The organism is Terribacillus halophilus (genome assembly GCF_900101385.1).
Taxonomy (GTDB): domain Bacteria; phylum Bacillota; class Bacilli; order Bacillales; family Amphibacillaceae; genus Terribacillus; species Terribacillus halophilus.
Genome location: NZ_FMZB01000007.1, coordinates 158744 through 182273, shown reverse-complemented (window position 1 = coordinate 182273; position 23530 = coordinate 158744). Strand labels below are relative to the sequence as shown.

Genomic DNA, 23530 nt, shown 5'->3' with positions numbered 1-23530 from the left:
TCACCTCTGCCTTAATTCTTCTTTGCAATGATGGCGACCCAGTCTTCCATTTCATTGACTTCGACAATATCAAAACCTGACGCTTTCAAGGCTTCTTTAACCTCGTTTTTCTTCTGACTGATAATGCCGCTTGTAATGAACAGACCGCCTGGTTTGATCAATTTGTATGCATCATCTGTGAATTTCAAGATGATTTCAGCCAGAATGTTCGAGACGATGACATCGGCTTCTACCTCCACGCCTTCAAGCAGGTTATTCGGCCGTGCCGTAATGCGGTCGGCAGCTTGGTTGAGCTCCGCATTTATTTTCGTGCTGTTCACTGCCACATCATCCAGATCGAATGCATGCACATGCCCGGCGCCAAGCAGAACGGCAGCAATGCTCAGGACACCTGAACCGGAGCCTACATCGATGACGATGTCGCCTTTTTTCACAAAACGTTCAATTGCTTGGACACTCAATACCGTCGTCGGATGTGTACCTGTTCCAAAAGCCATCCCCGGATCGAGTTCCATAATCACTTCATCACTGGCAACCGGCGTATACGCTTCCCATGTCGGGATGATGGTGAACTTTTCGGAGATCTTCACGGGCTTGTAATACTTTTTCCAGGCAGTGGACCAATCTTCCTCATCCACTTCGCTGACGGATACTTCATTGGCACCGATGTCGATCTGATATACACTCAGATTGGAGATCGCTGCTTTGATTTCGTTCACCGTTTCATTCAGAAAGCTGTTCAAAGGCAAGTATGCTTTGACAAAAATACCTTCTGCCGGATAATCGTCCGGATTCAATTCATAGATTTCACCGAATGTTGTATCATGATCCTTAACCAAATCCTCTGGGTCCTGGATCACGACACCGCTTGCCCCTGCTTCGTGCAGGATATTCGAAATCGGCTCAATCGCTTCATTTGTCGTATGGATACACAGCTCTGCCCATTTCACGCACACGTCACTCCTTTTATTAAGACTCACCCTTGAACGCACGTTTCATACGTGTAAAGATGTTGTCATGCTGTTCGTCAGTCGGTTCATTCCCGCTGATATCGTTCAGTTCACGCAACAGCTCCTTCTGACGGTCAGTCAAGTTCGTCGGTGTCACGACACGGATTTTGACATGCTGATCTCCTTGACCATATCCGCGTACATTCGGTGAACCTTTGCCTTTAAGGCGGAATGTTCGGCCAGTCTGGGTACCAGCTGGAATTTTCAGATTGACTGCACCATGGACTGTCGGCACTTCCAATTCATCACCGAGTGCGGCTTGGGCGAACGTTATCGGCATTTCGCAAAAAATGTTGTCTCCGTCGCGCTCAAAGAACTCGTGGCTGCGGACTTGGATGACTACATATAAATCTCCTGGAGGTCCGCCGTTGACACCTGCTTCCCCTTTACCTGATACACGGATCTGCTGGCCATCGTCAATACCTGCAGGAATATTGATATGAATTTTATTGCGTTTGCGTACACGACCGGAACCGCCACATGTATTACATTTGTCTGGAATGATTTTACCTGTTCCGTTACATGTATTACACACACGTCGATTCACTACACGGCCGAATGGCGTGTTTTGCTCTACATTAAGCTGGCCGCTTCCATTACAATGCGTACACGTTTTCGGCTGGGTACCTGGCTTTGCCCCTGAACCATGACATGTATCACATTCTTCTTCTTTCGGAATCTCGATATCTGTTTCTTTACCAAAGATCGCTTCTTCGAACTTAAGCGTCATGGTGTATTGCAAATCCGCACCTTGACGAGGCGCATTCGGATCCTGGCGTCGTCCTCCGCCGCCAAAGAACATATCGAAAATGTCGCCAAAACCGCCAAAGTCCTGTGCCCCGGCACCACCGAATCCTTGGCTTTGCGGACCAGCATGGCCAAATTGATCGTACTGGGCACGTTTTTGTTCATTCCCGAGCACTTCATATGCTTCTTTTGCTTCTTTGAACTGATCAGCTGCATCTTCAGCCTTGTTTACATCTGGGTGGTATTTGCGCGCAAGTTTACGATATGCTTTTTTGATTTCTTCCTTGGAGGCGTCTTTTCCAACTCCAAGCACATCGTAGTAATCCCGCTTACTCACTGACAATCACTCTCCCGACTCTCTCTTATACATAAATTTTATCATACCATTAAGCCTCACAGGCATCAAATGCTCCAAACATGTAACAAGTCAAAGCCTGCTCTCTAGCGGCTTTGACTTGTCGGGTGTCACTTGTTATCGCATATACGCTTATTTTTTATCGTCGTCGTTCACTTCGGAGAAATCAGCATCCACGACATCATCATCCGCATTTTCTCCGCCTTGTGCTTGCTGAGCTTGTGCTGCTTGCTCATACAATTTTACAGACAAAGCTTGAACTTGTTCGGAAAGCGCATCTTTCTTCGCTTTGATATCTTCATTATCGGAACCTTCCAATGCTTTTTTCAGTTCCTCTTTTGCTGCTTCTGCTTTTTGTTTATCTTCTTCGGAAACATTTTCACCGAGATCTTTCAACGTCTTATCAGTTTGGAAAACAAGCTGATCCGCTTCGTTGCGAAGATCTACTTCTTCACGGCGTTTTTTATCTTCATCCGCGTTATCTTCTGCTTCTTTTACCATGCGTTCTACTTCTTCATCAGAAAGGCCTGAAGAAGACTTGATGGTGATAGACTGCTCTTTGTTTGTACCAAGATCTTTGGCACGAACATTCACAATACCGTTTGAGTCGATATCGAAGCTCACTTCGATTTGCGGTACACCGCGTGGTGCCGGCGGGATATCGGACAATTGGAAACGGCCAAGCGTTTTATTGTAAGCTGCCATCTCCCGTTCCCCTTGGAGCACATGGATATCCACAGAAGGCTGGTTGTCAGCTGCTGTAGAGAATGTTTGGGATGCGCTAGTCGGAATTGTCGTATTACGTTCGATCAATTTCGTGAACACGCCGCCCATTGTTTCGATACCAAGGGAAAGTGGTGTAACGTCAAGAAGTACAACGTCTTTCACATCACCTTGCAAGACACCACCCTGGATAGCAGCTCCAAGCGCTACTACTTCATCCGGGTTAACGCCTTTGGAAGGGTCTTTGCCAGTTTCTTTCTTGATAGCTTCCACTACTGCTGGAATACGTGTAGATCCGCCAACCAAGATAACTTTGTCAATTTCGCTTGCAGAAAGATCTGCATCACGCAATGCTTGACGAGTAGGTCCCATTGTACGCTCTACCAAGTCAGCAGAAATCTCATCGAATTTCGCACGGGAAAGGGATAGCTCCAAGTGAAGCGGGCCTTCTGCACCGGCAGTGATGAACGGAAGGGAGATCTGGGTCTGTGTTACACCGGAAAGATCTTTCTTCGCTTTTTCAGCCGCATCTTTCAAGCGCTGCATGGCCATTTTATCTTTGGAAAGGTCGATGCCGTTCTCTTTTTTGAATTCCGCAACAAGATGATCGATGATCACTTGGTCGAAATCGTCACCGCCAAGACGGTTGTCACCTGCAGTGGAAACTACTTCGAATGTACCGTCGCCGATATCCAGGATGGAAACGTCGAATGTACCGCCGCCAAGGTCATACACAAGGATGGTCTGATCTTCTTCTGTATTGATACCGTAAGCAAGTGCTGCAGCTGTCGGTTCGTTGATGATACGTTCCACTTCTAGACCGGCAATTTTACCAGCATCTTTTGTTGCTTGACGCTCTGCATCATTGAAGTAAGCAGGCACTGTAACAACAGCTTTATCAACTGTTTCACCTAGATAATCTTCCGCGAAAGATTTGATGTACTGCAAGATGATCGCAGAAATTTCTTGAGGCGTGTAGGACTTGCCTTCGATTTCCACTTTGTAATCCGTACCCATATGACGTTTGATGGATTGGATTGTGTTCGGGTTCGTGATCGCTTGGCGCTTCGCCACTTCACCGATTTGTCTTTCCCCATTTTTGAAAGCCACGACGGATGGAGTTGTGCGGTTGCCTTCCGGGTTCGGGATGACGCGTGCTTCTCCACCTTCCATGACAGACACACAAGAGTTTGTTGTTCCTAAGTCAATACCAATGATTTTACCCATTTTGTATTTTTCCTCCTTCAAAGCATATGTAGTGCTTTATTGATTCACTTGAACCATAGCCGGTCGGATGACACGGTCTTTTAGCTGATAGCCTTTTTGCATTTCCTGTACGACCGTATTCGGTTCGTATTCGTCGTTTTCCACCTGCATGACTGCTTGGTGCAAATGCGGATCAAAAGGCTGTCCGACTGATTCGATAGCTTCGATTCCTTGCTGTTTGAAAGCATCCAACAATTGACGATGTACCATACGGATACCATCGACGAAACCTTTGTTCGATTCTTCTTCCTGGACAGTCTGAAGGGCACGATCCAAGTTGTCTACGACTGGAAGCAAAGCTTCCGCCAAATCTTGGGATCTATATTTGCTGGCAGCTTCTTTTTCCTTCTGTGTACGCTTGCGGAAGTTGTCATACTCAGCCTGCAAGCGAAGCAGACGCTCGTACATGTCGTTTTTCTCCTGTTCGAGCTGGGCTAGCTTTTCACTGCCTTCTTCGTTAGTTTCAGATTCCTCAGCCGGGGCTTGATCGATCACTTCTGCTTCGACAGCTTCCTGCGCTTCGGTTTCATTCATTTTTTCTTTTTCTTCATTTGCCATGATGGTCACCTCCTGAAAAGCATTGCTTATATGAAAGGCTTGCTAAAAAAAGCAAGCCATATTCAACTCATTTCTGCCAATCCTGATAAGCATTGGTCAGTTTTCCCGTTAAGACATGCATCAGCGACATCACACGGGAATATTCCATCCTGGTCGGTCCAAGCAGTGCGACCGTCCCCATATGTGTGCCATCTGCTGTGTAACTAGCAGTGACAAAACTGCAATCCTGCATCGCATCCAGCTTATTTTCCGTGCCGATGGAAACATGCAAACCATTTTGTTCTCCCTTGAGAAGCTGGGCTATCGTTTCGCCCTCTTCTTCTATCATCGTATATAGGGTCCGCAGCTTATTCAAGTCCTGAAAATCAGGCTGCATCAAGATATTCGTCTTGCCGCCGAAATAAAGCTTGAGTGGCTGCTGGGTTTCCATGAAGGAACGCAGATAAGCAAAAATCGTCTCATAATGTGCGGTATGCTGTTTGAGCAGCTCCTGCACTTCCGCTTTCAGCCTGCCGGGCACCATCATTAGCGGCACACCAGCCAAGCGGTCATTCAGGATATTAACTGCCTTTTCCATCTCCGCATGATCCATTCCATCAGGAATACGAAAAGATCTGTGTTCCACATGACCGGTGTCTGTCACAAGGATCATGACAGCACTGAAATCAGATAAATTCAGAATCTGGATGTGCTTAAGCTTCGTCTCCAGCATTTCGGGTCCGAGGATGATGCTTGTATAATTGGTCAGCTCTGATAACAGTGCTGCGGACTGCTGGACGACTTCCTCCATCTCCCGCATATTCGCAGAGAAGGTCTGTTTGATTGCCGACGTATCCTGCCGCGTCAAATGGAATGGTGTCAGTAGATGATCCACGTAGAAACGATAGCCTCTTTCGGAAGGGACCCTTCCAGATGAGGTATGCGTCTTCTCGATCAAGCCAAGCTGTTCCAATTCAGCCATATCATTTCGGATCGTCGCGGCACTGTAAGCAACGTCCTGCTTATTGGAGATAGCACGCGAACCTATCGGCTGCGCCGTTTCAATGAAATCATCGACTATGACCTGAAGGATACGCAGCTGTCTTTCTGTCAGCATGATCATCACCTCGATTAGCACTCTGGTTCATGGAGTGCTAAATATACATATAAGGTAACAAAGGCTATTAAAATTGTCAATTCGAAACGCTTGCTGGTTCTTCTTCCAAAAGGAACTCCTGGAATACATCGTTTCCGAACAAGAAACCGTCTTCTGTCATCGCGACATGATCAGCATCTTCTATCAGCCAGCCCTTGCTAATCAACAAATCGAGAGGCTTTCGGTAAACATCGGTAAGTCCGATACCGAATTTTTCACGGAAAGCTGCTTTACTCACGCCCGTTTTCTTGCGGAGCCCGAGAAATAGCTCTTCTTCGATGCGCTCTTTGCGGCCGATCGATTCCTCATGCAGTACAGGAATGCCATTCTCATTCGCTTGTTTCAGATAAGCTGGAAGCGGCCGGATATTGATGATTCGACGGCCTGGCAAATAGCCATGCGCTCCAGCGCCAAGCCCGTAATAGAAGTCATTATTCCAGTATGCAAGATTGTGCTGGCTTTCCTTGCCAGGCACTGCAAAATTGCTTACCTCGTACTGCTGTCTGCCATGTGCCTTCATTTCGTCACGCAGCAGATTGTACATGCTTGCTTCCAACTCTTCCGGCGCTTTCTTTAATGTTCCCTTTTTATAACGCTGATAAAAGACCGTTTTTGGCTCGATTTGCAGCGAGTAAGAAGAATAATGCTGCAAATCGAACTGCAAAGCCTCTTCCACAGTATGTCCAAACTGTTCCAATGTCTGTCCTGGCAGCGCATAAATCAAATCGATACTGATATTGTCAAAACCAGCCTGTTTCAGCAGATCAAGACTTTGATATACATCCTTCACCCGGTGGAGCCGTCCGATTGCTTCAAGCAGTTTATCATCAAACACTTGCACACCAAGTGAGATGCGGTCCACTCCGTACGTTTTCAAAAGTTTCGCCTTCTCCAATGTCAGATCGCCGGGATTGGCTTCAAACGTATATTCATTGGCTGCATGGACATCGAACGCTTTGTCGACACTTTTCAAAACATGTTCAAGCTGCTGCATATTCAGGGCTGTCGGCGTACCTCCGCCGACGAAAATCGTCTTCATTTGCTGTCTGTTCGGAATATAATGCTCTATTTCCTTCCTTAGTGCTTCTACATATTCATCTGCGCTGTCTTCCCGGTAAAAAAACTTCGTAAAGTCGCAATAGTGACAGAGCTGTTCACAAAATGGTATATGGATATAGGCGGATTTCACTTCGTTCATCATGCTGCCTCCTTCCGCAATGACAAACCCTTGCCGGATAAGGACAAGGGTTGTCTGTTTTTTTATTCGTCGTCCATTTGCAGGATGGCCATGAACGCTTCTTGTGGAACTTCCACGGAACCGACCATCTTCATGCGTTTCTTACCTTCTTTTTGTTTCTCGAGCAATTTACGTTTACGTGAAATGTCGCCGCCATAACATTTGGACAGGACATTCTTACGTATCGCTTTGATATTGGAACGGGCAACGATCTTGTTTCCGATTGCAGCCTGAACCGGAACCTCGAATTGCTGGCGCGGGATCAGCGTCTTCAGCTTCTCAACGATCGATTTACCACGATCGAAAGCAAAATCACGATGCACGATGAAGGACAGCGCATCAATTGTATCCCCGTTCAAGAGGATATCCATCTTCTGCAATTCGCTTGCTTTATAGCCGATCAGTTCATAATCGAAGCTTGCATAGCCTTTTGTCTGGGACTTGAGCTGATCAAAGAAATCATAAACGATTTCAGAAAGCGGAATCTCATAAACGACATTCACTCGGACATCGTCCAGATACTGCATATCCTTGAAATCACCGCGTTTCTTCTGACAAAGCTCCATGACAGTCCCAACATAATCATTCGGCACCATAATCGTCGCTTTAACATACGGTTCCTGCACCTCGGCACGTGATTGTGCATCCGGCATTGCAGCGGGGTTATCAACGCGTACCTCACTGCCGTCATTCAAAATGACATTGTAGATAACGCTCGGTGCAGTGGTGATCAAGTCGATATTGAATTCACGCTCGATTCGCTCTTGGATGATTTCCATATGCAAAAGACCAAGGAAACCGCATCGGAAACCGAATCCCAGCGCTTGTGATGTTTCCGCTTCATATTGCAAGGAGCTATCATTCAATTCCAATCGCTCCAACGCTTCCCGCAAATCATTATAATTGCTCGCATCAACCGGGAATAATCCGCAATATACCATCGGATTCAGGCGGCGGTAGCCCGGCAATGGCTCACTGGCAGGTTTGTTGGCCAATGTAATGGTATCCCCCACCCGCGTGTCACTTACGTTTTTAATGGAGGCTGTCAAGTAGCCAACGTCTCCAACGATCAGCTCGTCCTTTTGTACTGGAGCCGGATTGAAAACACCGACCTCATTGACTTCAAATTCTTTGCCAGTTGCCATCATGCGGATCTTATCGCCTACTTTGACCGAACCTTCTTTGATACAAGTATAAGCCACAACTCCGCGATAGGAATCATACAACGAGTCGAAAATCAATGCTTTCAGCGGTTCTTCCACTTCACCTTTTGGCGGTGGGATGCGATCCACGATCGCCTCAAGGATTTCTTCTATCCCAATTCCAGCTTTGGCCGATGCCAAAATTGCGTCACTGGCATCGATGCCGATGACATCCTCGATTTCCTGTTTGACCCTATCTGGATCAGCACTCGGTAAATCGATCTTATTGATGACAGGGATGATCTCCAAGTCATTGTCCATTGCCAAGTAGACATTGGCCAATGTCTGTGCTTCGATGCCTTGCGCAGCATCCACTACAAGAATTGCCCCCTCGCAGGCTGCCAAGCTCCGGGATACCTCATATGTAAAATCGACATGCCCCGGTGTATCTATCAAATGGAATATATATGTCTCCCCATTTTCCCGCTCATACTGAAGCTGCACGGCGTTCAGCTTGATCGTGATACCACGCTCTCTTTCCAGATCCATCGCATCCAGATACTGCGCCTTCATCTCACGCGAAGTAAGGGCTTTCGTCTTCTCCAGAATACGGTCAGCCAGTGTAGACTTCCCGTGATCGATGTGGGCAATGATCGAGAAATTCCGCACATGCTGCTGATTTCGTCTGTTCTTCTCTACCAATCAAAATCACTCCTAAATTGTCCGAAGCTGCTGTTTAAAAGACAGCCGTAACAATAACTAGCATTGATTATAGCAATTGCGCCTTGTTTATTCAATGTTTTTAGACGCTTAGTTTCAGCCGAACAGTGCATTGGAAAGCTGTTCGATGGCCGTGATGATACCTGAACAGATACCGGTGAAGATACTTCCAAGACCGCTTGCCAGCTGCTGCACAATTGATCCATCCGCATCTTCATCCGTCACAGGTGCCGTCTTCTCGATCACAGTCGCTTCATTTGGTCGATCAAAAGCAGCCGATGCAGTCAGCTGTCCTTCTTGCTGTTCTGCTGCTGGTTGATTCGATTGTTGTACGTCTTCTTTTTCCATACCGATCAGGATGCCCCCGAAAAACAATACCAGCATTGTCAGTGCAATCACCACATATTTCATTCCGCTTGTCCCCCTTGGACTTTTTCTGCTCCCCAGTAATAGTCGGCAAATATTTCCGCAAACAATTCCGCAGTCCGCTGTGCTTCCTCCAATGTATTTTCCACTCCGCCTATTTCCAGGAGAGCTGCATTGTCTGAAACATCTTGATTATAAACCCCATCGACTCCCGCTCCTTGTTTCGTGATGACTCCCCGACTCAAGCCTGGATATTCAGCTTCAATCTTCTTGTGCAAATCCGTCGCCAGCTTCAAGTTTTTTTCATAGTCTTTATTTTCTGCTCCGACAACAAAGACAACTTTTGCGTATGTTTTTCCGTCGATTTCCTTGGTTGTATCCTTTCGCTTCAGACTGTCCCGATGGATATCAAATACAAAAGAAACATCTTTATGCTCTGCAACAGCTGCCTCCACTACTTCTCGTGAAGCTTCATAGGATTGGTGATAAGCCATTCCTCTTTCATTAAGGATAGCTCCTATATCCGTTTGATCCGCGATCGTGCCAATCCCGAGCTCTTCCAGCCTTTTTGCCAATGCCTCCCCAGCATGCGTCACATTGGCATTTTTGTTATAGGCGTTTTCTTGCTGCTGTGCGTCCAGTGAAGGTAAATACGACTCCTGGTTATGCGTATAGTAGATATAAACCACATCTTTTCCATCAGTTGAAGGTGCTGGCTCCGTTTCCTCGCCATCTTCTGCTGATTTTTGTTCCTCATCGACCGGTGTCTCTTTTTCTTGCTCTTGGACTGGTTCTTCTTCGATGACATGCTCTGGCTGTCCGGATTCAATCGGCAAGTTGGTATAGTTTGTCCCTTCTCCGGCAATGACTATCTGATTCTCATATAAAGAAAAACCTGGTATCTCGGAGCCAAGCAGCGTCCGTGGATCGTCCGGTTTGATTGTTGTCAGCATCTGCATGAAAACGTTAGACAGCTGGATAGGCGGAGCTTCTTCGGGCCGGACACTTCGGAAGATCTTACTTTCATTACCTAGTATGTCCAAATAAACAGTGCTGTCCAGTTGCCTTGTCCAATCTGTCAATGCCTGAGACGACAGCCGATATGCAGGTCCGGCAGTAGTGAGTGCTGCTATACCGGTCAACAGGCAAAGGACAGCACTGATGAGGATGAGTGTACGCTTATAGATGAACAGTACGCCTGAACGCTTTCGCTGAAAGCTGTTCCTTTTTTTTCCCACGAAAGAAGCTCCTCTCTTTTTGAATCTAGTTGAACTCTACTAGAATCTATGAGAGAAGAGCTTGAAGTAGAACCTCCGTAATAAATCAGCGGGTGTAGTCCGAAAGATTCGCCGGGTCGACCTTTTCGTGCAGGGCTCCATTGATGCCTGCAGCGATGACATGTGCCATATCGGCAATGAAACCATCCACTTCTTTTGGTGTCACCATCAGATTAGACCCAAGCGGTGTCAGCACTTCATGAATCAGCTGGCGTTTTTCCACTTCCGTAAGTCCTCCTACCATACCGAATATAGCTTGACGCTGTTCTTCACTTGGCAAATCCTCGTCCGTCAGTTCCTTTTTGCCAAATCGCATACCTGCCGGGACAAGTGCTTTTGAAGGTTTATCCTTTTCTTTCCATTCTTTGCCGAAGTGCTTGAAAAGATAATCGATTGTATCACTCGTGATGGTAACTGCATCGACAACTGTAGGGACACCGACGCTGAAAACAGGAATACCCAACGTATCCTTGCTGAGCTCCTTGCGCTTATTTCCCACACCTGAGCCTGGATGGATGCCTGTGTCGGATAGCTGAATCGTACTATTCACACGACTGACAGAACGCGCTGCCAAAGCATCTACCGCTATGACGAAATCCGGCTTCGTTTTTTCGATGATGCCGTGGATGAGCGTGCTCGTCTCGATACCTGTCGTTCCCATGACCCCCGGCGATACAGCAGAAACCGGTCGATATCCATCCGCCACGGATTCCGGCTGCAGTTCGAATAGATGATTGGTGACCATGATTTTCTCGATCACTTCTGGTCCGAGGGCATCCGGCGTTACATTCCAGTTTCCCAGTCCGACGATCAAACCTTTGGCATCTGTCTGAATATCGTTTTCAGCCAGCATTTGTTCAAGCTCTTTGGCAAGAACAAGCGCTGTCTCTTCTTCTTGTTTCGTATCTTGATTCTTGATTGCTTCTGTATGGATTGTAATATAGATGCCAGGTTTCTTCCCGATCTGGTTTGCACCTTCTTCGTTCACTTGTACGTAATTGACGGTGATGCCTTCTGTTTTTTTCTCCGTCACCGAAATGCCTGCTGCCGTTCCTTGTTTCTGTTCACTTGATGTATAAATATCCTTCGCTTCGATAGCTAAATCCGTTCGTACTTGCAGCTGCTTGATCAAAACCATCCCTCCACCTTTCACAAAAGTCAGCATTAGCATAAGCAGATTCTCTGCAATTCATACGAAAAGTGGTAGGTTCAGTGAAAAGAATTGTTGAAAACATCGCTCCGCTTTGGTACAATGGCTTTTGTTGTAAGATGAATTGTGCCGGAGGTGAAACAAACATGGCAAATATTAAATCAGCGATTAAACGCGTTCGTGTAAACAACGATAGCCGTCTAAGAAACCAAGCTTTGAAAAGCGACTTGCGTACTGCAGTGAAACATGTGGAAACTGCTGTTTCCAACAATGATGCTGCAGCTGCTAAAACAGCGCTTCTAACAGCTTCCAGCAAAATTGATAAAGCTGCACAAAGTGGTGTCATCCACCGCAACAAAGCTAACCGTCAGAAGTCTAACTTGACTAAAAGAGTTAACGCTCTTGGCGCATAATATGCTAGAAAAACGATTCCTTTATGGAATCGTTTTTTAATAGGAAAAAGCCCGGTGGTCCATCAGACCATCCGGGCTTTCTTTCGTTTCATCACAATCTGCTGCAGCAGCAGTTCAAAAGCAAGGTTCTTATCCATACGTCCCTGTTTCAAATCAGCATCCGTTTCGGCAGCCAAGAAGAGAATCTGCTTTAATTCTTCTTCCGAAAAATGCGCTTCCCGCTTCAGGGCCAGCTTGACTACGAATGGATGAACCTTCGTCACTTCCGCCATCTTTGCTTGATTGTATCCTTTGTGCTTCAAGAGCTTCACATGCAGTATCGTCCGGAACTGGGAAGCAAGCAGTGCTATCAAGGCAATCGGTTCTTCCTTCAATTTGATCAGATCATGGAAAATATAGATCGCCTTAGCCAAGTCCCCAGCCATCAGCGCATCAACCAGCTTCAAGCCCGAACTCGTTTGCTGATGCGATACCAGTTTTTCTGCCATCTCCAAAGTGATTGTCTTTCCCTCACCTGCATAAAGCGCTAGCTTCTCAATTTCTCCTCGCAGCATGGCAAGATCGGTCCCTGCTTCCTGTATGAGTAAATCCGCTACCGCATCCTCGAGCTCGATTTGATTCTCCTTGCTTAAAGCGCCGATCCATTCCGACAGGTCCCATTCCTTTACTGGCTGACAAGCGACAGCTTGTCCTGTTTTCTTGATGGTCTTGACGATTTTCTTTCGTTCATCCACCTTCTCATATGGAGCAAGCAGGACGAGTGTCGTCCAATCAGCTGGATTTTGTGCATAATGCTCCAGACTTTCCAATCGATGATCAACGGCAGACTTATCCGGCTTTGCTTTCAGGAAGAATGGATGATAAGCGAGAATCAATTTTTGCTCACTGAAGAATGGATATTCTTCTGCATCCGCGATTACTTCCTGAATGGGTGTTTCTTCCAAATCATAAACAGAAACATTCGTACCATCGGAAAGGGCGTATTGTTTCTCTAATTTTTCCTTTATATCCTGCATGAAATAGGACTCAGTGCCATATAGTAAGTATATAGGGGAAAAATCCTTTTTCTTGATTGCTTTTAAAGCGTCAGTATATGACATGTTCTCACTCCTACGTAATCCTATTGTTTATCGTATCGACAAACCGAGAGAAACGCAAGGTGGAAACAGAGGAGAACAAAGCAATGTCCCCCCCCTAATCTATATGAACGCTTTTGTTAGCCAGCTCCGGAGGCTGTAACACGAAGCGGTGTTTTCTTACCTCTAGGTTAACCTGTTAGCCTGCATGTTATAGGTGACAACTCTTGCTAATCGAGGGAAGTACCTGCTGCAAAGAGGTAAGTTCATATGCCTCATTTATAACTACCGTATTCTATGGGAGGAACGGGTTAAATGTGCCTGTCCCTCCAGAGAAGGCATAGACGACAGCCCCATCCGTATCTGTTCGCCAGATACGGATGTTTTTGTTTTTCAATGCCTGCATTACCTCCGGAGAAGGATGTCCATAACGATTGTTCCGGCCAGCCGAAATAAGCGCCGTCTTTGGCTTCACAAAAGCAAGGAAATCCGGGTCGGTCGATGTATCGCTGCCATGGTGGCCGACTTTCAGTACATCCGTGCGCAAAGACGGATAACTCCGGATAAGCTCTTTTTCTTCTTCCTTTCCTATATCCCCAGTAAAAAGCCAGCTCTTGCCACCTAGCTTCGTATACATGACAAGCGAATTTTTGTTTGGATCCTTTTTATCCCTTACAGGCGCCAGCAACTGAACTTCCCAGCCTGGCAGCCTCAGCATCTCTTTCGCTTGCCAAGGAATTATCTTTGTATCTTTATCCCATTCACGTGCTTTGGATTCATCAAAATAGACCGACGTTCTTACCCAATCCACGTGAAATTCCTCTGTCAGCTTGCCGATACTTCCAATATGATCATGATCGGCATGGCTGGCGAAGATGCCATCCACTTTGGCGATTCCCCTCTCATAAAGATAGGGCTTAATCACTTGCTCAAAATTCTTGTCTGTCGGTTTGAATTCCATGCCGACACTGCCCGCTGCATCTATGATATAAACCCCCTTACGATACGGCAATTCAATCACAAATGCATCCCCTTGACCTATATCAAGCATTGTCACGTACCCGGTATTGCTCGTATACGGCTGCAACACCGCTAGAAGCGGTATGACAGTAAGGAAAGCGCCATAACCGATGGCTTTTTTCCGTCTGCCCTTCTCCCAAGCAGAACAGAATAAAACAAGCACAGCAAAATAAAGCAAAGACAGACCTACCGGAAGTTTTCCAGCAACCCAAGGATAAAAAGCAGCCGAGTCCACCCACTCGATGACATGTATCACGAAATCATTCAAAAAACGAAATACCTCTCCCAATAGCGCAGCAGCTTGCGGCCATGGAAAGAGCAGGATACCGATCAGCAGAAGAAGCGGAATAGCTATAAAAGTATAAAAAGGTATAGCGAAAAGATTCATCAAGACAGAAAGCGGATTGAGGAAGTAAAAATGAGAGACCTGGAGAGGCAAGATGACAAGCTGGCTTAATAAACTCGTTTCCAGCAGTGCACTGATGAAAGATCCCGTATAAAGCCGGGCAGACAAAAGCAGTGCCAAGCTGACAAGAAACGAAAACTGGAAGCCGACATGAAACAAATAGTTTGGTTCGAGGACAAGCAAAAGTACAAAAACAATACTGATACTATCGATGATCGGCAGCCGAATTCGAAATCGCATCAGCAGCATAACGAGCATCACCATCAGGGCAGAACGCCAAACAGAAGGTTCTCCGCCGGCAAAGACGGGGTAGACGGCGAGGAAAGCAAATAAAAACCAATACGTCTTCTCCACGGTAAGCAGCTGGAGCTTTGTCAAAACAAAATAAAGAATTGCTGAAAATAATGCAATGTGCATACCGCTTATGGCAAGGATATGCGATAAGCTCCAGCGGTTGAAAAGCTTGATTGTTTCTTCATTCATCTTGCTGTCTTCCCCTGCAATCATTGCTTGCACCCACGCTGCTGTATCGGAATCGAGTTTCTGGTCAGCTTCTTGCAAAAATACAGCACGGGCCTTTAACAAATGGCTCAATGGAGAAGATCCAGTACAACTTATCCCCTCCTTATCTTGAAGCTCCATTTCATAAAAGACCCCTTGCCGCTCCAGATAGTGACGATAGTCGAATTGACCTGGATTGGTGGCGGCATCGGGCTGGACAAGCCTTCCTTCCATCGTGCATGTTGCACCTGTCGTCAAGCCTTGGATCGCCTCATGTTCGTTTTGTTTGAAAAATGTCACTTGAATCGAGGCTGAACCGGAAGGATCATCGGCGATGAAACGGATTAGTTCATTTGTTTCGGAAAGATCTGAAATGGGGGAAGTAAGCTGAATTGTTTCTTCCAGCGGTAGATCAGGAGGAGTTGATTGTCCGAGGATGCTGTTTACGAAGAATAACAGTGCAGCGAATAGAGATAGAAGGAATACGAAAAGAGGAAGACGCTTTGAATGATACAAGAGGAGCAGCCAGGCTATTGCTGCTGGCAATAAAAATAGGGATAGGGAATGCGCCAGCATGCCCCCAAGGGCTGCCAGCGCAACAATATGCCATCTTCCGATCATAGTTGTTCTTTATATGGAAGTTGATAGCGTGACACAGCTTCCTCTGCAAGCTGCAGACTTTCCGTATCACCGGCCTGCTTGAGCTTGTCCACGACCTTTTCCATCAGATCACGGGTTTCTTGCGGCTTTGTATCCACCACCACTGCATCAAGCGCCACTTGCTCTGTCCTGATACCTGCTTCAGCAAAGAGATCTACTGCATAAGGGTGATTTTTATAGTCACTTGCATAATAAACAGTCTTGATACCGGCCTGAATCAAGGCTTTGCAGCATTGCAGACATGGAAAATGTGTGACGTAGATTTCCGAACCTTCTGTTGGCACACCGAATTTTGCACATTGTAAAAGAGCATTCATCTCGGCATGAACTGTCCGTACACAATGGCCATCGATGACATAGCAGCCCTCGTCGACACAATGTTTGCTGCCAGTGACACTGCCATTGTAACCGCCGGCTATGATCCTTTTATCCCGGACAATCGTCGCACCCACCATAAGTCTTTGGCATGTACTGCGCAAGGCCAATAAGTGGCTTTGCGCCATAAAGTATTGATTCCATGCTATTCTTTCCATGACACGTTGCCACCTTTCCTTTACTAGAGTAAGTGTACAACCCGACTCCCCATCCGTCAACCGACCTTACAAGCTGATTTGATCCTTCATATTCTCCAATGATTTCTCCCCGATTCCTGGCACCTCGGTGAGCTGGTCGATGGAAGTGAACGGACCATTTTCCTCACGGAAGGCAATGATAGCTTGAGCTTTTGCTTCTCCCACACCATTGAGTTCAGTCAATTCCTCGGCATCCGCTTGATTGATGTTGATTTTGTCTGGTGAATCGCTTGAACCTGCCGTTTGTACAAGTGTTTCTGCTTCCCCGACGCCAGCGACATAGATTACCTGTTCATCTGTTATGCGCTGGGCAAGATTGATACTTCGCCCTTCAGCCTTCTCCGTCAGTCCACCGGCTGCTTCGATTGCCTGTTCCACCCTGCTGTCAGCAACAAGCTCATATACGCCCGGATCACGGACCTCACCTTTTATATCCACTACTACTTTCGAATTATCTGCTGGATTTTCTCCTGTATTCCCATCGGGTCCTGCATCCTGTTGCAGCAAATCCTCTGCTGGATCCGCATCCTTTTCCAGTGGTCGTATCGCGGTCTCCCCTTCAGGATCCTTGATCCAAATGACAAATACAATGCAAATGATGACCGCTAACAGCAATAGCCAGCTGTATTGCTTGAGTAGGTGCATATTGACCTCCTTTCATATTCCATAAGCCAAAAGCATATAATCGATAACAGCGTAATAAGGAAACAAGCAGCACATGAGCAGAGGAGGAGTTTGGAATGACGAAGTGGGGAATAATCGGAGTTGGCAATATGGGAGGTATGCTATTGGAGACATGGGTGAACTCTGGTGCAATATCTCAGGAAGATATCATGATTCTGAACCGGTCTGCTGAAAGGTCTTTGCAATGGAAAAAGTCTTTTCCATCCATCCATGCGGCAGATTCAATCAGCCAATTGACAGATTATGCCGATATTATATTTCTATGTGTGCGACCGCCGCATCTGTCGGGAGTATGCCACGAGCTCCGTCCTTTCTTAAAGGAAAATCAAGTACTCGTGTCGATTACAAGCCCATTCTCCACACAAGAACTCGAAGCGCTTGTCCCTTGCCAAGTGGCACGTGCAATACCGAGCATCACGAATAGAGCTGCATCCGGTGCTACCTTGCTGACTTTTGGGGCCAGCTTGACCAATCGGAATAAAGCATGCCTAATCGATCTTATCAGCAGCTATTCAGACCCGGTATATATCCCGGAAGACATAACCAGAGTGTCCTCGGATATTGTTTCCTGCGGACCTGCTTTCTTCGGTTACCTTGCACAGCGCTTCATAGACGGAGCAGTGAGTGAAACAGCTATTTCGAAAGAGCAAGCAACACATCTTACTTCCGAAATGCTGATCGGACTTGGGAAGTTATTGGCAGACGGACATTACACGTTGGAAGAATTGATAAGGAAGGTTTGCGTGAAGGGCGGCATCACTGGAGAAGGAATTGCAGTATTGGAAAAAGAAACGACTGATCTGTTCCCGCTGCTGTTCCAGGCAACACATAACAAATTCCACGAAGAAAAGGATGCCATCAGGAGAGGGCTGTACAATTAGGGATTCGACGCGCAATCCGTTTTTCCTGCACAAAAAAACCAGGCAGCATCATGCCTCCTGGTTTTTCAAACATGCAAAAAATAGTCGATCCGCTTCTTCTAAATTCTCCGTTCGTGTTATATCGAAATCACCATATACTCCACAAACTTGGAAACCAACTTCCTCAAGCCAAGATAGATACGAATCAATGGGATATGTACGCTGATGATGATATTCGTCAAATCGATCATATTTATCCGAGTCGATTTCTTTTGTGAAAAAGGTAAGATCATGAAATACTTCTCCCTGCTCTTCTCCTGCTTCACAGAACCAAGTATACGAGAGATCATCATGGATTTCCGCGAAAACCTGATTAGCCAAATCCTCTTCCATATGCCTCATACTGTGAACATCAAACAGGAAAACACCACCAGGAGCAAGCATATCCCAGATATTCGAAAATGCTTGCTTCACATCTGCTGGCGAGGTGATATAGTTAATGACATCAAACATGCTGATAGCAGCATCCGCTTCAATTGTCTCCAATTCCCTCAGATCCTGCTGGATCCAGCGAACTTGCTGATCCGTATCCCTGGAAGCTGCATAGGCGAGCATATTCTCGGATTGATCGATACCCGTCATATCGTAGCCCGTTTTTGCCAGCTGTCTGGTGACAAATCCAGTTCCACAGCCCAAATCCGCTATTTTCTTGATATCGATACGGGCATGTTCCTGGAATATTTGCTGCATGAACCGCTGCCAAGGAGCATAAGGCGCATCCTGCATCAGACGTTCATATACGGCAGCAAGCCGTTCGTAAGCGGCCATCAGCTTTCTTGGGAGAATACCGGTTCGACTTGCGGTGCATCTCCCCATAGGCGTTCCAAGTTATAATATCTGCGTTCATCGATGTGGAATACATGGCAGACAACATCTCCTAGATCGACCAGCACCCATCTGGACTGCTCCAATCCTTCCAGCCGTTTCACTTCTGCGCCATTTTCCTCTGCATTTTCTTTGATTCGTCTGGCGATGGCCTGCACTTGCCGTTCACTCGTACCATGACAAATCATGAAGTAATCAGCAATCAAGGAGACCTCCTTCATTTCCAATAGGACGACATCTTCCCCTCTTACCGCATCTGCGGCATTTGCTGCTAATTGTGCTAATTCAATACTTTCCATTAAGCGTTACCTCCAGTAGAGTTTAATAAATCATTATAAGCATGAAACGTGTCCGGATAGACTTTTCGATTCAGCGAGACGAGCATGTTGATAGTATTGCGCGAAGCCATCCAGCAAGCCTTATCCAAATCTTTCTCACTTACCTTGCGTACTTCATCCACGCCAGGGAAAGCACGTCCTGGTTCGATATAATCCGCAAGAAATACGACTTTATCAAGCACCGACATTCCAACACACCCGGTTGTGTGCACCGAGATGCTATGCAGCACTTCCGGATCGCTGATGCCCACTTCACGTTTAACCATTAGCGCTCCAACCGGTCCATGCCATAGTTCATGATGGTAATCCAATAAATCCTTTGGCAGCTGTTCCGCTATGATCCATCGTTTCATTTCCTCAAGCGGCCGATATTTTGCATAGTCGTGGAAAATGGCAGCAAGCTCCGCCTTCTTCTCATCCGCACCATATTGTTTTGCCAGTTTGATACTTGTATCCATTACACGGATAGTATGTTCATACCGCGGTTTCTTTAATTGTTTCTCAACGATCGCCAATGCTTTATCTCTCTGCATACAGCTTTTGCTCCTTTATGATATCGAACACTGCACCCGAAACAAGATAGTGTACAGGAGCACCCTGTTTAACACGTTCGCGAATCATGCTCGAGGAAATCTCAAGCTCCGGGATATCGACGTAAGTGACCGGATAGGTTGTCATCAGTTCATAGCCCGGCCGACCGACACCTACAAATGTCAGCTTGTCAACCAAGTCATCGATACGATGCCATGTGTGCAGACTCTCCACCAAATCGGCACCGATGATGAAATGAAATGCAGTATCCGGATGCATTTCCTGTAACAGTTCCATTGTATCAAATGTGTAGGATTTGCCTAAACGATCCACCTCAATTGATTCCATGCGGAAATAAGGATTTTCCGCTATTGCTGCCTCCACCATCTCGAGACGTAAAACCGCATCGGTTCGGGACTTCCTTTTATGCGGCGCTTCGTATGCAGGAATGAACCAAACTTCATCCAACTCCAGTTTATACTGGACTTCCTGCGCAATGAATAAATGTCCCAAGTGGGGAGGATCGAATGTCCCCCCCAATATTCCGACTTTTTTCATGACCTACTCCTTCATGGCAGCTTGATCTGTTTATGCTCTTCTGATTCTCTGTATAGGATGATTGTGCTTCCGATGATTTGGACGATAGAAGCACCCGTACCCTCTGCAATGGCTGCGGCTACATCCTCTTTCTCGTCCAAACAGTTTTGCAGAAGACTCACTTTGAGCAATTCCCGTTTTTCCAATGCTTCACCAATTTGGATAAGCATATTATCATTCACACCGATTTTCCCTACCTGGAAAATTGGTTTCAAATGATGCGCTTGTGCGCGAAGATATCTTTTTTGTTTACCTGTTAACATATTATGCCTCCGTTACTCTTTGTTCCAGTTGATTCAATAGGTCACCGACCACGACCTGCCGGCCTGACCAAATTTCAAATGCGTATTGCGCTTGATATAAAAGCATGCTATGGCCATGATGAATAAGTGCTCCCTGCTGCTTGGCCGTATGAAGCAGCTGCGTTTCGATCGGTTTGTAGACGATATCACTGACCACTGCCCCAGGCTTCAAATTGGTTAACGGAATGATTTGTTCCGCTGCATTCGGACTCATCCCGACACTTGTTGTGTGAATGATGACATCATAGTCCGCCAACTGCTGCTGCACTTCCTGGAATGTCAGGATTTCCGAAATTGTTTCCGGCTCCTGCAATTGCAGCAGCTCCTCCGCTTTGGAGGCAGTGCGGTTGGCGATATCAACATGTCGGAATCCATGCGTGACCAGCGCCCGATATATTCCACGGGCTGCCCCTCCTGCGCCAAGCATCAGTACATGCAAACTTTCTTTCGGGGGAATGACCTGTTCCAATGCACGTACATAGCCTGACCCATCCGTATTATACCCGATCCACTTGCCGTTCTTTCGCACAGCTGTATTCACAGCTCCGATTTTGGCAGCATCGGGATCAAGCTCATCCAGGAATGGGATGATACGCTGCTTATAAGGAACCGTAATATTGAAGCCATCTATCCCGCTTTGCATTAATGCTGTGATTTTTTTATCAAAAACATCTGGTTCGATCGGGTATAGCTTGTATTCTCCATCGATACCGGTCTGTTCCATGAATCGTGTATGGATCCATGGTGATAAAGATTGCTCCACCGGATGGCCAATCAGGCCTAACTTCAATATTTTCATTTTCTCGCTCCCCTTTAGATTAATGACCTGCGGATAGTTGCCGGTACGCCCTCTGGTGTATGGACAGTAACCGATGCAGGTTCACCTGACAGTGTAACCCAGCCCAATCCAGGGATGACAATATCCGTTTTCTGTTCTTTTATTTTGAATGTTGTCTTTTGGAAAGACGGAAAATGCTCAAGCTGTTCGTTGTGCGGCGGTGTGAGCAATTCCCCCTTTTGGCGTTCATAAAGTGCATCTGCATTCTCAAGTTTGGTACGATGGATATCGAGTGCATTGGAGAAATAGCACACGAATGGCTGCCTTGTTCCCTTTTCGAAATCGATGCGAGCCAAACCGCCGATGAACAATGTCTGCCCGTCATTCAATTGGTAAATTCGAGCTTTGATTTCTTTATTCGGGGTGATGGTTTTCAAGTCTTTATCAGTAACGTAATGGGCGATTTGCTGGCGATTCACGATACCAGGTGTATCAAACAAAGAACTTCTTTCATCGAGTGGGATGTCGATGAATCCGAGTGTGGTACCAGGATAATAAGAAGTTGTGATTGCATCGTTTATTCCCGTTGAATGTTTGATTAAGGCATTGATGAACGTGGATTTACCTACATTTGTACTGCCGACCACGTATACATCTTTTCCGGCGCGCAATTCCTGGATGCTTTCCTCGAGCTCTGGCATTCCGATTCCTCGCTTAGCTGATATCAAGTGTACATCAGCCACTTTGATGCCATATTCTTTAGCTGCTCCACGCAGCCACTGTTTGAGGCGATCATGATTTGTTGATTTCGGAAGCAAGTCCACTTTGTTACCGACTAATATGATTGGTTTGTCCCCGACAAGCCGTTTGATGCTGCCGATGAAACTGCCGTTGAAATCGAATATATCCACCAGCTTGATGACAATGCCTTCTTTGTTACTGATTTCACTTATCAATGTAAAGAAGTCATCGTCCGTCACTGCGACATCCTGGACCTCATTGTAGTGCTTGAGCCGGAAGCAGCGCTTACAGATGACCTCATCACTTTTCCCTAATGCCGATGCTGGGATATAACCTGGCAAAGATGCGTCTTCTGTCTGAATTGGTGCTCCGCATCCTTGGCAAATCAATTCTTCCACATTCATTCCTCCCATGTGATCTTTCCTTTTCTTCTGAAGTAGTTCAGTATCCGTCGTTCGATCATCCGATTGATTCTGGTAATCTTTCCATCTGTTTTGACGATTGGTACGACAACGATCGTATAAAAGCCAGCCAAATTCCCCCCCAATACATCCGTCAGGAGCTGATCGCCAATCATGACAATCTCATCTTTTTCCAGGTTCATTTGCTTCACAGCTTGCTTGAACGCTCGTCCAAGCGGTTTTCTTGCGCTATAGACAAAAGGTATCTCCAAAGGTTCGGAAAATACTTTCACTCGCTGCTCATTATTATTGGATATAATCGTAATTTTAATATCATGAGCGCGCATTTCCTTGAACCAATCCGTCACTTCCGGTGTAGCATCGGCAACATCCCACGCGACCAGTGTGTTATCCAGATCGGTAATGATACCTTTGATTCCCTGCGCTTTCAATTTCTCTGGCTTTATATCAAAAATGCTCTTTACATGCTCATTGGGCAAAAACTTCTTTAGCATTATGGATTTCCTCCGATCTCATGCACTTCAACAGTTACTTACCCATCATAAGGTATTTTTACGACGGTTTCAAAAAAATCTTTCATCGTTCTGCTTTTTTTCGACTATTCTCTATGTAAAAGACATGAAATTAGAAGTAAAACCTTTCGACAAATCTCTACATATTTCTTATTGTGGATAACTATGTCCACATTATCAACAGCTACAGAAAACAATTTTGCACATTTATAAACACTTTATCTACAGGTTATGAACAGTTTTCTGTAGATAACTATCGTCTTGTCCCTCTATTTCTTTCATGATACATTATTAATAACTTATCAACTCCCCAACCCACGTACAGAAGATCTGCAAGCTAGTAAGTTATCTCCAATCAGGAGGAATGCAAGATGGAACATCTGTCTGATGAATTGCTGATCGAATCTTACCACAAGGCGAACGAACTCCACTTGAGCCAAGAGTTTATTCATCTAATCGAGAAAGAAATCCAATCAAGGGGCTTATCACATAAGATCCGCTACACTAGCTAAAATATCGTCTCCCTTAAACCTTGCCGACTTGGTG

25 protein-coding genes are annotated in these 23530 nt (G+C 46.1%); 3 read left to right on the top strand and 22 right to left on the bottom strand.

The features are described from left to right. Positions 1-11: 11 nt before the first annotated feature. The 10 genes from prmA to gpr all read right to left on the bottom strand — a co-directional run bounded on the left by prmA (position 12) and on the right by gpr (position 11674). Entirely contained in the window at positions 12-950 is a 939-nt protein-coding gene (prmA, locus tag BLQ53_RS13320; protein ID WP_093727802.1) for a 50S ribosomal protein L11 methyltransferase, read from the bottom strand. Positions 951-969: 19 nt separating this feature from the next. Continuing rightward, positions 970-2094 (bottom strand): molecular chaperone DnaJ, encoded by a 1125-nt coding sequence (dnaJ, locus tag BLQ53_RS13315; RefSeq protein WP_093727801.1) that lies wholly within the window; start codon positions 2092-2094, stop codon positions 970-972. A gap of 150 nt (positions 2095-2244) precedes the next feature. Continuing rightward, complete coding sequence (gene dnaK / locus BLQ53_RS13310; RefSeq protein ID WP_093727800.1) at positions 2245-4062, bottom strand: molecular chaperone DnaK; 1818 nt, start codon at positions 4060-4062, stop codon at positions 2245-2247. A gap of 36 nt (positions 4063-4098) precedes the next feature. Continuing rightward, complete coding sequence (grpE, locus tag BLQ53_RS13305) at positions 4099-4659, bottom strand: nucleotide exchange factor GrpE (protein WP_093727799.1); 561 nt, start codon at positions 4657-4659, stop codon at positions 4099-4101. A 67-nt stretch (positions 4660-4726) separates the two neighbouring features. After that, a complete protein-coding gene (gene hrcA / locus BLQ53_RS13300) occupies positions 4727-5755 on the bottom strand; it encodes a heat-inducible transcriptional repressor HrcA (RefSeq protein WP_093727798.1) in 1029 nt (342 codons plus the stop codon). Between the two features lie 76 nt (positions 5756-5831). Beyond that, the gene (gene hemW / locus BLQ53_RS13295; RefSeq protein ID WP_093727797.1) at positions 5832-6992 is read right to left on the bottom strand and encodes a radical SAM family heme chaperone HemW; all 1161 of its coding nucleotides are present in this window, start codon (positions 6990-6992) and stop codon (positions 5832-5834) included. A 62-nt stretch (positions 6993-7054) separates the two neighbouring features. Further along, entirely contained in the window at positions 7055-8875 is a 1821-nt protein-coding gene (gene lepA, locus BLQ53_RS13290; RefSeq protein ID WP_093727796.1) for a translation elongation factor 4, read from the bottom strand. A 114-nt stretch (positions 8876-8989) separates the two neighbouring features. Continuing rightward, a complete protein-coding gene (locus tag BLQ53_RS13285; protein ID WP_093727795.1) occupies positions 8990-9304 on the bottom strand; it encodes a hypothetical protein in 315 nt (104 codons plus the stop codon). Further along, positions 9301-10497: a stage II sporulation protein P gene (gene spoIIP, locus BLQ53_RS13280; protein ID WP_244499348.1), complete on the bottom strand. Its 1197-nt coding sequence runs from the start codon at positions 10495-10497 to the stop codon at positions 9301-9303. Before spoIIP ends, BLQ53_RS13285 begins: the two co-directional genes overlap by 4 nt. A gap of 85 nt (positions 10498-10582) precedes the next feature. Continuing rightward, on the bottom strand, positions 10583-11674 hold the full coding sequence (gpr, locus tag BLQ53_RS13275) for a GPR endopeptidase (RefSeq protein WP_093727854.1): 1092 nt from the start codon (positions 11672-11674) through the stop codon (positions 10583-10585). A gap of 158 nt (positions 11675-11832) precedes the next feature. Between gpr and rpsT the strand changes: the two genes are divergently transcribed. Next, on the top strand, positions 11833-12099 hold the full coding sequence (gene rpsT, locus BLQ53_RS13270; RefSeq protein WP_093727794.1) for a 30S ribosomal protein S20: 267 nt from the start codon (positions 11833-11835) through the stop codon (positions 12097-12099). Between the two features lie 62 nt (positions 12100-12161). On the opposite strand, the gene holA is transcribed toward rpsT, so the two are convergent. The 4 genes from holA to BLQ53_RS13250 all read right to left on the bottom strand — a co-directional run bounded on the left by holA (position 12162) and on the right by BLQ53_RS13250 (position 16979). After that, entirely contained in the window at positions 12162-13199 is a 1038-nt protein-coding gene (gene holA, locus BLQ53_RS13265; RefSeq protein WP_093727793.1) for a DNA polymerase III subunit delta, read from the bottom strand. Positions 13200-13470: 271 nt separating this feature from the next. Beyond that, on the bottom strand, positions 13471-15723 hold the full coding sequence (locus tag BLQ53_RS13260) for a DNA internalization-related competence protein ComEC/Rec2 (protein WP_093727792.1): 2253 nt from the start codon (positions 15721-15723) through the stop codon (positions 13471-13473). Continuing rightward, complete coding sequence (locus BLQ53_RS13255; protein WP_093727791.1) at positions 15720-16295, bottom strand: ComE operon protein 2; 576 nt, start codon at positions 16293-16295, stop codon at positions 15720-15722. The genes BLQ53_RS13260 and BLQ53_RS13255 overlap by 4 nt, the downstream gene beginning before the upstream one ends. Before the next feature lie 66 nt (positions 16296-16361). Further along, positions 16362-16979, bottom strand: coding sequence for a ComEA family DNA-binding protein (locus BLQ53_RS13250; protein WP_093727790.1), 618 nt, complete (start codon positions 16977-16979; stop codon positions 16362-16364). 95 nt (positions 16980-17074) lie between these two features. Here BLQ53_RS13250 and comER point away from each other — a divergent pair, with 95 nt between their 5' ends. After that, a complete protein-coding gene (gene comER, locus BLQ53_RS13245) occupies positions 17075-17899 on the top strand; it encodes a late competence protein ComER (protein WP_093727789.1) in 825 nt (274 codons plus the stop codon). A 48-nt stretch (positions 17900-17947) separates the two neighbouring features. Here the strand turns inward: comER and BLQ53_RS13240 are convergent, their stop codons facing one another. The 8 genes from BLQ53_RS13240 to BLQ53_RS13205 are packed head-to-tail and all read right to left on the bottom strand — an operon-like array spanning position 17948 to position 22966. Next, positions 17948-18706, bottom strand: coding sequence for a class I SAM-dependent DNA methyltransferase (locus BLQ53_RS13240; RefSeq protein ID WP_170829696.1), 759 nt, complete (start codon positions 18704-18706; stop codon positions 17948-17950). Beyond that, positions 18706-19062: a ribosome silencing factor gene (rsfS, locus tag BLQ53_RS13235; RefSeq protein ID WP_093727787.1), complete on the bottom strand. Its 357-nt coding sequence runs from the start codon at positions 19060-19062 to the stop codon at positions 18706-18708. The genes BLQ53_RS13240 and rsfS overlap by 1 nt, the downstream gene beginning before the upstream one ends. Next, on the bottom strand, positions 19062-19634 hold the full coding sequence (yqeK, locus tag BLQ53_RS13230) for a bis(5'-nucleosyl)-tetraphosphatase (symmetrical) YqeK (protein WP_093727786.1): 573 nt from the start codon (positions 19632-19634) through the stop codon (positions 19062-19064). Before yqeK ends, rsfS begins: the two co-directional genes overlap by 1 nt. Continuing rightward, on the bottom strand, positions 19621-20190 hold the full coding sequence (locus BLQ53_RS13225; RefSeq protein ID WP_093727785.1) for a nicotinate-nucleotide adenylyltransferase: 570 nt from the start codon (positions 20188-20190) through the stop codon (positions 19621-19623). The genes yqeK and BLQ53_RS13225 overlap by 14 nt, the downstream gene beginning before the upstream one ends. An 11-nt stretch (positions 20191-20201) precedes the next feature. After that, on the bottom strand, positions 20202-20492 hold the full coding sequence (gene yhbY, locus BLQ53_RS13220) for a ribosome assembly RNA-binding protein YhbY (protein WP_093727784.1): 291 nt from the start codon (positions 20490-20492) through the stop codon (positions 20202-20204). Position 20493: 1 nt separating this feature from the next. Next, positions 20494-21330 (bottom strand): shikimate dehydrogenase, encoded by an 837-nt coding sequence (aroE, locus tag BLQ53_RS13215; protein ID WP_093727783.1) that lies wholly within the window; start codon positions 21328-21330, stop codon positions 20494-20496. A gap of 14 nt (positions 21331-21344) precedes the next feature. Continuing rightward, positions 21345-22448: a ribosome biogenesis GTPase YqeH gene (yqeH, locus tag BLQ53_RS13210; RefSeq protein ID WP_093727853.1), complete on the bottom strand. Its 1104-nt coding sequence runs from the start codon at positions 22446-22448 to the stop codon at positions 21345-21347. 2 nt (positions 22449-22450) lie between these two features. After that, positions 22451-22966: a YqeG family HAD IIIA-type phosphatase gene (locus BLQ53_RS13205; RefSeq protein ID WP_093727782.1), complete on the bottom strand. Its 516-nt coding sequence runs from the start codon at positions 22964-22966 to the stop codon at positions 22451-22453. Positions 22967-23355: 389 nt separating this feature from the next. Here BLQ53_RS13205 and sda point away from each other — a divergent pair, with 389 nt between their 5' ends. Next, positions 23356-23496, top strand: a complete 141-nt coding sequence (gene sda / locus BLQ53_RS13200; protein ID WP_038561505.1) for a sporulation histidine kinase inhibitor Sda — start codon at positions 23356-23358, stop codon at positions 23494-23496. The last annotated feature ends 34 nt before the right edge of the window (positions 23497-23530 follow it).